Origin of the sequence: Phormidium pseudopriestleyi FRX01 (genome assembly GCF_017313335.1) — a bacterium.
GTDB lineage: Bacteria > Cyanobacteriota > Cyanobacteriia > Cyanobacteriales > Laspinemataceae > Laspinema > Laspinema pseudopriestleyi.
Genome location: NZ_JAFLQW010000063.1, coordinates 1 through 9,884, shown reverse-complemented (window position 1 = coordinate 9,884; position 9,884 = coordinate 1). Strand labels below are relative to the sequence as shown.

The following is a 9,884-nucleotide window of genomic DNA, read 5'->3' as shown; positions in this document are numbered from 1 at the left end:
CAGCAACCTTTGAAGGGGTGCGAAATGCCATTAATCAAGTGTCCATCAATGTCTCCGAAATCTCTCTCAATAGCAAAGAACAAGCCAATGCTATCCAACAAGTTCTCTGTGCTATGAACGAACTGAATCAAGGCGCTTCCCAAAGTGCCACGGGGATCACTCAAGTCAAAATTGGTACCCAACGACTCAAAGAAGCCGCTTTGCATCTCAAGTCCGTGGTTTAACCACCTACTCCATTTAAGCTGGAACAAAAAGACGCTCCCAGTTCTCAACAGAGCGTCTTTCTAATTAACTTAGAGTCCCCGTTGCTGGTGCAGTAATGCCATTCATCCCTTGAACCTTCATTCAATTCATTGGGTGGGTCGCAACTAGACTTATGCCAACCCCCGTTATTTTCTCGGGGCAACTGAATCTTAATCCTCCCCATCTATCGTCATTTACCTCCCTAACTTTTATGATGTTGAACCATTTAAGATTAAAAAAACGCATGATTTTGGGATTTTCGCTTCCAGTTTTATTATTTTTTATGTTGAGCGGATTCGTTTATCTTAAAATTATTCAATTTTCTCAAACATTTAGACAAGTAGAATCGAGTCAAATTACTGTTAAGGTTGCACAAAACTTGAACGATAATTATCAAGATATGGTAAGAACACTTCGAGGATATTTACTCTTTAATAATGAAAGATTAATGCTTCAATATACCACCGCAACTTTTCAATTTAATGAAACAGCAATCATCGCCCGGAATACGATACCAGATTTTAACCAGCTCAAACGAATCGAAGATATGATTAAACTTCAAAAGCAGTATGATGATTTTTCCCAAAGAATCATTGCTTTAGTCAATCAAAACCAAAATTCAGAAGCAGTAGACTTGTTTAAAACCGGCGAAGGACAGAAATATATCGACAACTTTATCGAATTGAGCGAGCAACTTAACGCTGCCGAGGAGGATATTTTAAATGAGGCAACTGCTGAAGCTAAAAAAGCTATCGATAGTTTAATCGTAGCCTTAGTCCTCGGTGTAGTTCTATGTTTGGGCTTCTCTGCGATCGCCGCTTTGGGAATTTCATCTGGAATTTCCAGCACCATTGAACAGGCAGTCAGCCGCATTACCAACTCCTCCACAGAAATTGCTGCCACCTTAGAACAACAAGAACACAGCACCGCTCTAGCCGCCAGTGCAGTCAATGAAACCACAACTACAATGGACGAACTAGAAGCCTCATCCCGTCAATCCGCTGAACAAGCTAAGTCCTCCGCCGCCGGTGCACAGCAGGCACTCCATTTGACAGAAATCGGCACCCAATCCGTTGGACGCAGCCTAGAAGCCCAGGGAATCTTAAAAGAAAAAGTCACGGGGATCGCCCAGCAAATTTTACAACTCAGCGAACAAACGGCTCAGATTGGAAATATCTCAAAATTGGTCAGTGAAATTGCCAATCAAACCAATATGTTAGCTTTGAATGCAGCGGTAGAAGCGGTGCGAGCGGGGGAACAAGGGAAAGGCTTTGCGGTGGTTGCCAGCGAAATCCGCAAGCTGGCGGACCAAAGCCAAAAATCGGCCCAGAAAATTAATACTTTAGTCGGGGATATCCAGGGTGCGATTCATTCTACAGTCCTCGTCACCCATGAAGGGACAAAAACCGTCGATCGCGGGGTGAATATTGCCCAAGAAACTGCCGATGCATTGAATGGTGTCCGGGATTCTATCAACGAGGTGGTGATGAGTTCTCAGCAAATTGCCTTGAACGCCCAAGAACAAGTCACGGCGATCGAGCAAGTGGTTGAGGCGATGAATTCCCTAAATGTCGGGGCAAAAGAAACAGTCCAAGGCATTGCCAATACCCGAGAAAGCACTGAGCAACTCAACCAAGCAAGTCTGGATTTAAAGGCCATGATTTAATATTGAAACCCCATCACCCTCATCTCCCTTTTACCAAGGGACATTACTGGTGGCGCGCATTAACAAGGGGTGCGCCCACCATAGGGCTACAGTGAAGACTGTGACACCCAGATATGCCGGACGCAGAAATTCATCCCATTTGACGGTTTGGCGGCCCTGGGCGATCGCCAGAAAGGGAAGCACTGAAGTACGAGCTTTGACGGCATCAAATGCCTCTCCATACCGGGCTTTCATCCTCCGATCGCCATGCCAAACCGCAAATAAATGGTGCAAGACTAAGCCAATGGAGGTCACCAAGGTAAACGTGGTCCCAATCCATAGGGTATGGGCCAAACACCAAATCACTTGGCCCACCATTTGGGGATGGCGACTAATTCTGATAATTCCCGTTTCAAATAAGTGCACTTGCGGCTTGGCGATCGCCGCCACTTCTAGTAAATTAAACGTTGCCGGGTAGAGAAACAGAAACGAAATCCCCGAGAGGGTCCAGACCAAAGGTATCACTCCAGGCACCCCCTGAACTTGCCACAGTTGTAGGCCATCGTAGCGGTGGTTAAAGAAATAAATAATCAGCACCACGGCCAAGGGTAGACTAACCAGAGCGAACAAAACTCGGTACAATCGTGGGCCGATGAGTTGTTCCCCCCAAGGGCGCAGGGCGGCTAATCCACTATGGGCGATCGCGAACCCAAACAACAGCCCGATCATTATAAAATGGCTAGAATTCAACCAGTCTGAGAACATCCCAAGCTTTTTTCCACTCTAAATATCCAACTCCAACGGACCCCTTGCGATCCTTGACCTATGCTTGTTCCGATTGCCACAGATGCCGGAATGGATGCTTAGGCTCGTCGGAGGTGAAAACAATTTTAAGGCATCGACTAACAAAAAGCGATGGGGGTTTTATCCTCTGGGAGTGGATTTTATATCCAATTGACCGATGAATCACCCCGTTATGGGTGGGTTCGTCAGTTCAACTATAAGATAAACTGAGTCAGTTATCAGATCTCCATTAGCAGGGGATCATAATTTTTGACAGAGGGGATTGCACTCTCTGCTTTGACAGGATCGCCGATCGCCACCTGGTTTTGCTTTTATCGTAGATAGGGCTATCTCTGGCGATTTGGTAAATTCCAAGACAACCTGACGACTGATTATCCGGGACTAGAATGGCAAGTTTTGCTATTTTCCCTCGCCCACCGAGATTGATTCATCCCATAGCAATATTGAACCAGCCCATTCCTTGTCCATTGATGTTAATCCGTCGGTTGCCATCAGACCCTTTGCCCCTTTCAGGTTTAGCAGTATGTCCGATCTACCTTTCACTTTAGATCAGTTACGCATTCTCAAAGCGATCGCCGCTGAGGGAAGCTTTAAACGGGCGGCAGATAGTTTATACGTTTCTCAGCCCGCCGTCAGCCTACAGGTGCAAAACCTAGAGAGGCAGTTGGATGTCCCATTATTCGATCGAGGGGGGCGTCGCGCCCAACTAACCGAAGCCGGACACCTCTTGCTCAGTTACGGGGAAAAAATTCTGACCCTTTGTCAGGAAACCTGTCGCGCCATCGAGGATTTGCAAAATCTTCAAGGTGGCACCTTGATTGTCGGGGCTTCCCAAACCACTGGGACCTATCTCCTCCCTCGGATGATTGGGATGTTTCGGCAGAAGTATCCTGATGTAGCGGTGCAATTGCACGTTCATTCTACCCGGCGTACCGCTTGGAGTGTGGCGAATGGCCAAATTGACCTGGCGATCGTCGGCGGTGAAGTCCCTCCAGAACTCCAAGAGTCCCTAGAAATCCAGCCTTATGCTGAAGATGAACTAGCTTTGATTCTGCCGGTATTTCATCCCTTTGCCAAACTCGAAAAAATTCAAAAAGAAGACCTTTATAAGTTACAGTTCATCGCTTTGGACTCCCAATCGACCATCCGCAAGGTCATTGATCAAGTGCTCAGTCGTTGTGATATTGATACCCGCCGTCTCAAATTGGAGATGGAACTCAATTCGATTGAAGCGATTAAAAATGCGGTTCAGTCCGGTTTAGGAGCCGCTTTTGTTTCGATTTCTGCCATCGAAAAAGAGTTGCAAATGGGCATTCTCCACCGCACCACCATTGAGGGGGTTGTGGTTAAGCGAATGCTTTCGGTGATTTACAATCCCAATCGGTATCGCTCTAAAGCTGCCGAGGCGTTTAGTCAAGAAATTTTACCCCAGTTCTCAACTCAACCTTGGGTGGATAGTTCAATTGAAAACAACCTGGAATTTATGGAGGTAGAACCCCTTAAACCCGTTTCGACCAATTCACCTGTTACCTAAATAGGTTTTAGATTTTAGATGACCCGATTGGAGAACGATGCTCAATCAAATTTAGCATCTGAAATCTAAAATTTGTTCGGTTAAATTACGGCATTTGATATGGAAATTTACTGCACTCGTCCGGGCTGCTTGCGTCCTCAAAATAGTTTTGCGGATCTTGATGATACGACGACTCTCAAAACAGTCCAGCAAAAATTTTGTACCACTTGTGGAATGCCGTTGATTTTAGATGGTCGGTATCTGCCGGTGCGGTTACTGGGTCAAGGGGGCTTTGGGGCGGCCTTTCTCGCTCGCGATCGCCGCACTCCAGCAATGCGAACCTGTGTGGTTAAGCAATTTCAACCGGCTGGGGACCTGAATCCCCAACAGTTGGCGATCGCCCACACTCTCTTTGAACGGGAGGCCGAAGTCCTCGAACGCCTTGGCAACAAACACCCCCAAATCCCTGATTTAATGGCGTTTTTTCCCCTAGAAATTTCCAGTCAAATTCCCGGCAAAAAAGACCAATTTTTTTATTTAGTTCAGGAGTTTATTGACGGTCAAAATCTCGAAGAAGAATTAAAATTACAAGGAAATTTCTCCGAGGAAAAAGTGCGGGAGGTGTTTGTTGAAATGCTGAAAGTTCTCTCCTTTGTTCATGAAAATGATACGATTCATCGGGATATCAAGCCCTCGAATATCATGCGGTCCAAAACCAATGGTCGCCTCTATTTATTAGATTTTGGGGCTGTCAAACAAGTCACCCAATCCCCCGGCGTGACGAGCAGTGGACGCTCTACCGGAATTTATTCAATGGGGTTTGCTCCTCCCGAACAAATGGCAGGACGCACGGTATTTCCCTCTACGGATTTATATGCTTTAGCGGTGACTTGCATCATGTTACTCACGGGAAAAGAACCCCAGGAGTTATTCGATGCCTACAGCAATGAATGGAATTGGCGTAGTCAAGGGACCCTGAGCGATCGCTTCGCTGATATTTTGGACCGCCTCCTCCTGTCTACCCCCAGTCAGCGCTTCCAAGGAGCCCAAGAAGTCCTAGCCGCTCTCAATTCTACTTCCCCACCCCCTCTTTCCCCCCAATCTCCCCCATCTCCCCCATCTCCCATTTCTCCCCCATCTCCCATTTCCTCCCCGTCTCCCATTTCTCCTCCATCCTCTCCATCTCCCATTTCTCCTCCATCCTCCCCATCTCCCCACTTCTCCACCTTCGAGGTCCTACGAGGTGCAGCCTTTACCGGATTTGAGGGGGGCTTACTGTTAATCGTTTTACAAAGCTTGGGATTTGCAGGGGCGATCGGCACGATCGCCTGGTTACTGATATTAACTGCCCTGATTTTCGTTCAATATCGTCGGTTTATTGAAAAGTATGATTTACTCATTCTCGCAGTTGTCACCTTGGGGATTGTCTTCTTCATTCCGCCTTTTAATCAGGCATTTTTCTGGCAAGCTATCTTATTTATCCCAATTTTTGCGAGCTGTTGTGCGGTCGCCTTTACCGCCCTATTTCGTTTAATTTCTAAACTAATCGCCAAATTATTATAATCCATTTATCCTAAAAGTCATACAGACAACCGGGTTGAAATTAAAAAGCATTCCCGCTTTAACCCCCAAAAGTTTGTTTAAGTTGTCTTCAAAAAAATCTTAAGATACACTCCAACCCCTCGAATTTCCTATTTTTTACATTATAATTGTCTAAATTATATTGTTGAAATTTACCATCAGTCCCCGAAACCATCCCCACCCTATCTGACTCAATATCTCAACCCTAACCCCGTTTAATTATCAGCAATGTCCCTGAAAAACGAAACAACCATTCTGGTCTTAACCGTGCTAGTTACCGTCAGTTTAGCCGGGGGAATTATCTGGGGGTTAATCCGAGGATTCGGCACACCCTTTGAATCGGACAATTCAGGCCGGGGAGGGATTTCCTCTCAATCCACAGCCCCCTATCGATTCGATCCTGATGCTAGAATTGGCAGTTTTGCCGAAGTTCCCAACCTGCCCTCGGGACTGGCTACTTATGGCGGGAGCACCAGTTGGGCGCCGATTCGGGGAACCGTGGATCCAGTGATTCAAATGGTTCTGCCCCAGTTTAAATTGCGCTATACCCAGCATCCGACGAGACCCTCGGGTTCTGGAACGGGAATTGAGATGATGTTAGATAATCAGCTTGTTTTTGCTCAATCTTCTCGCTCGATTAGAGAAGAAGAACAGCAGAAAGCAAAACAGTTAGGATTTACTCTAAAAGCGATTCCTGTCGCCCTAGATGGAATTGCCGTAGCAGTCAATCCAAACTTAAATATTCCTGGATTAACTTTAATTCAACTTCAACAAATTTATACGGGTGCTATCTGGAATTGGAGTCAAGTTGGAGGACCGGATGTGGAGATTCTCCCCTATTCTCGCCGTCCTGAAAACAGTGGCACGATTGAATTTTTTATGGAGAATGTGATGGGTGGGGAGGCATTTGGGAGCAATGTGCAGTTTATGTCTACCACCACTCTAGCATTACGAGAAGTGGGCAGTCGCCTGGGGGGAATTTATTACGCTTCTGCCCCAGAGATTGTGGGACAATGTAGCGTCACCCCCATTGCGATCGCCAGACAAAGCAATCGCCTGATTCCCCCCTATCGAGAACCCTTCGTCCCCGCCCAAGATTGTCCAACCAGGCGAAATCAAGTGAATGCCGCAGCCTTTCAAAGTGGCGAATATCCCCTCACCCGTCGCTTATTTGTGATTGTCAAAGAAAACGGTCAAATTGACCAACAACTCGCCGAAGCATACGCTGCACTCCTGCTCACGGAACAGGGACAAGCCTTAATCGAACAAGCGGGTTTTGTGAGGATTCGTTAATCAATGACTGCTGATTAGAAGTTCAGGAGAATGGACTTTTTATACCCAATCTGGGATTTGTAAATCTACAAATTCTGCTCAAGGGTGAGATCCAACTCTTTCACCCTTTCTTACAAATTCCTTTGTACCCAAAACTTCTACCAAATCCGTTGGTCAAAGCTCTATTTACTCGTTAGCTGCCCCAGGAGAGGCTCCGTCCGGATAGCCGCACCCTGCCTGGGTGTGGGTTTTGCTCACCCTCTTGATCTGGTAATACTTATGTATTGTGACCCAAGTTTGTCTACCTTCTCCTGTACTCACCTTCCTAGTGCAGAGGAGTAAAAGAACATACCCAGCTATAATAATCGGAAGAGTGCGATTCGTTCCTCTCAAAATAGAGGCTAAAAACGGCCAAAGTGTAAAGAGGGTAATGGTTTCGGGAGACCCATTGTCCTAACAGGCACTCAGCCTAAGTCGTAAGTCACGAACCCTTATAACTGTGGTCTTGTTGTCCTAAACGGAGGACAATACCCGGATTTTCCAGAATTGTCACCCGTTACACTTCTGGGGGTAATAGGCAACAGCCCCACCCGGAGACTCACCATCAAAGGCGTGAAGCGGGCTGAAAAGGTGGTAACTCTTAACCAAATAGGGAATCCCATCGAGCCAACTAGCCAAGGTCAGCGCAAGCGAATGTCCGTCTGAACCCTCTCGATTATTAAGTAGCGAAGCAAAATTGGTTGATCCGCTGCGTTCAAAAGAACAAGGGGAAATGTAGGTGATTTTACACTCAACCTACAAAGGCCAGGAGTTTCTTCCCTCACTTGCATAAGAAATCCCCAAAGTACCCAGGGGGATAGGGCAGCATCCTCAAGCTAGAAACAGCCCAAGACCACGGAACGAAGTAACCCCATAAAGGCTCTCAGATAGGTCGATTATTTGAGTAGTGATTTAAGTGTAAGCGCCAGCCTATATGGGGATAAGATGCAGTACAGAAGCCAATGACCAGCCATAATAGTTAGTATATGCTGACAGTCTGCGCCCTAGTTGAGATGTAAAGTTGCAAGTAGGCAAATTAATGGCCAAAGCACAACAACAGTTGATGATGGCATGGAATGAAATTCCCTGGAGTAAAATCCACCGGAAAATATTCAAGTTGCAGAAGCGAATTTACAGAGCGGCTAGTAGGGGCAATCATGTCTTAGCAAATGGGCTTCAGAAAATTCTGTTGAAGTCATACTACGCAAAGTTACTCGCTGTTCGACAAGTTACTCAACTCAATAGAGGCCAGAAAACAGCCGGGGTAGACGGGAAAAAATCATTAACACCCGTACAAAGGTTGGAACTGGCGAGAAACTTGAAGCTAAACCATAAGGCAGGTGCCGTCAGACGAGTTTGGATACCCAAACCCGTTCGCAACTACAAGCGACCTTTAGGAATTCCGACAGTAGAGGACAGAGCGCGTCAGGCATTGGTCAAAATGGCTCTATAGCAGCTCCTTTATCAGTCGTGTCAGGGATCCAAACCCGAAAGCCTTGTAGTGCGAGCATCTTGCTCGCTAGTTTTGTGACAAATCATTTAGGATTGCTCTAGAACCATATTGGGAGGCCAAATTTGAAGGCACCAGTTATGGTTTTAGACCAGGTAGGTCAACTCACGACGCCGTAGCTAGAATCTATTTGGCAATCAATAAAAAAGCCAACTATGTCCTAGATGCGGATATATCCAAATGCTTCGATAAGATAGACCACGGATACCTACTGAAAAAGCTCCAATGTTCAACATCAGTCCGGAAACAGGTAAAAGCCTGGTTAAAAGCCGGAATCATGGACAAAGGGGCCTTTGAAAAGCCAATAGCGGGAACACCTCAAGGAGGGGTAATATCCCCGTTATTAGCCAACATAGCCTTAGATGGAATGATTAGGGATGTTGAAGCCCAATTCCCAAAGAAAAATGGGAAAAACGCACAAACCCCAATCATAATCATTTGATACGCCGATGACTTTGTGGTTCTCAACCCAGAGTTAGAGGTCATCAACAAGGCAAAGAAGGCAATAGAAACTTGGTTAGCTCCAGTTGGATTGGAACTAAAGCCGGAAAAACCCAGGATCTGCCACACCCTAAATCCGTTACGGATTGAAGGAAGTGAATTGACTGTAAATCCCGGATTTGACTTTCTAGGGTTCAACATCCGCCAGTACACTAAGGGAAAACACCATAGTGGAAGAAGTGGGGGAATAGCGAGCAAATTACTGGGGTTCACAACCCTAATAAAACCAAGTAAGAAGGCAATCAAAGCCCACCATGCAGCCCTCAAGAAGGTAGTAAAAGCCCTCAAAACAGCCCCGCAATCGGGGTTAATTGTGAAACTAAACCCGATTATAAAAGGATGGGCAAACTACTATTCCGGAGTGGCAGCTAAAGAAACGTTTTCATCAGAAGATAACATTCTTTGGCAAAAACTCAGAGCATGGTCAGTATATAGACGTGGTAGAAAACAAAAAGCATAAGCAATCAGAAAATACCATCGTCAAGGTAGACATGGAAAATGGACTTTTTCCACGGCAAGTGGCCTAACTTTAACAAAGCAAGCGGACGTCGCCATCAAACGGCATACCCTAATCCAACCTGACAAATCCCCGTATGACGGAGACTGGGTTTATTGGAGTACCAGACGAGGAAATGATATAGAAACCCCTACAAGAGTAGCAAAACTGCTGAAAAAGCAGAAGGGTAAATGTCCAAGTTGCGGGCAATACTTCACCAGTAACGACCTGCTTGAAGTAGACCACATCAATCCCAAATTCAAAGGAGGGAAAGATGAAT

Annotated in this window: 5 protein-coding genes and 2 pseudogenes; 6 read left to right on the top strand and 1 reads right to left on the bottom strand. The window is 46.1% G+C overall.

The features are described 5' to 3' along the window. Positions 1-224 (top strand): annotated as a pseudogene (locus tag J0895_RS02670) (methyl-accepting chemotaxis protein); the annotation flags it as partial. 230 nt (positions 225-454) lie between these two features. Next, positions 455-1,909 carry a methyl-accepting chemotaxis protein gene (locus J0895_RS02665; RefSeq protein WP_207086591.1) on the top strand — a complete coding sequence of 485 codons (1,455 nt, stop codon included), beginning with the start codon at positions 455-457 and terminating at the stop codon, positions 1,907-1,909. 30 nt (positions 1,910-1,939) lie between these two features. On the opposite strand, the gene J0895_RS02660 is transcribed toward J0895_RS02665, so the two are convergent. Then, positions 1,940-2,653: an NnrU family protein gene (locus J0895_RS02660; protein WP_207086590.1), complete on the bottom strand. Its 714-nt coding sequence runs from the start codon at positions 2,651-2,653 to the stop codon at positions 1,940-1,942. Between the two features lie 562 nt (positions 2,654-3,215). Between J0895_RS02660 and J0895_RS02655 the strand changes: the two genes are divergently transcribed. The 4 genes and pseudogenes from J0895_RS02655 to J0895_RS02635 all read left to right on the top strand — a co-directional run. Further along, a complete protein-coding gene (locus tag J0895_RS02655) occupies positions 3,216-4,226 on the top strand; it encodes a LysR family transcriptional regulator (protein WP_207086589.1) in 1,011 nt (336 codons plus the stop codon). 99 nt (positions 4,227-4,325) lie between these two features. After that, entirely contained in the window at positions 4,326-5,768 is a 1,443-nt protein-coding gene (locus tag J0895_RS02650; protein WP_207086588.1) for a serine/threonine-protein kinase, read from the top strand. A gap of 246 nt (positions 5,769-6,014) precedes the next feature. Beyond that, positions 6,015-7,079 (top strand): substrate-binding domain-containing protein, encoded by a 1,065-nt coding sequence (locus tag J0895_RS02645; RefSeq protein WP_207086587.1) that lies wholly within the window; start codon positions 6,015-6,017, stop codon positions 7,077-7,079. A 1,057-nt stretch (positions 7,080-8,136) separates the two neighbouring features. Further along, positions 8,137-9,884: pseudogene (locus tag J0895_RS02635) on the top strand (group II intron reverse transcriptase/maturase); the annotation flags it as partial.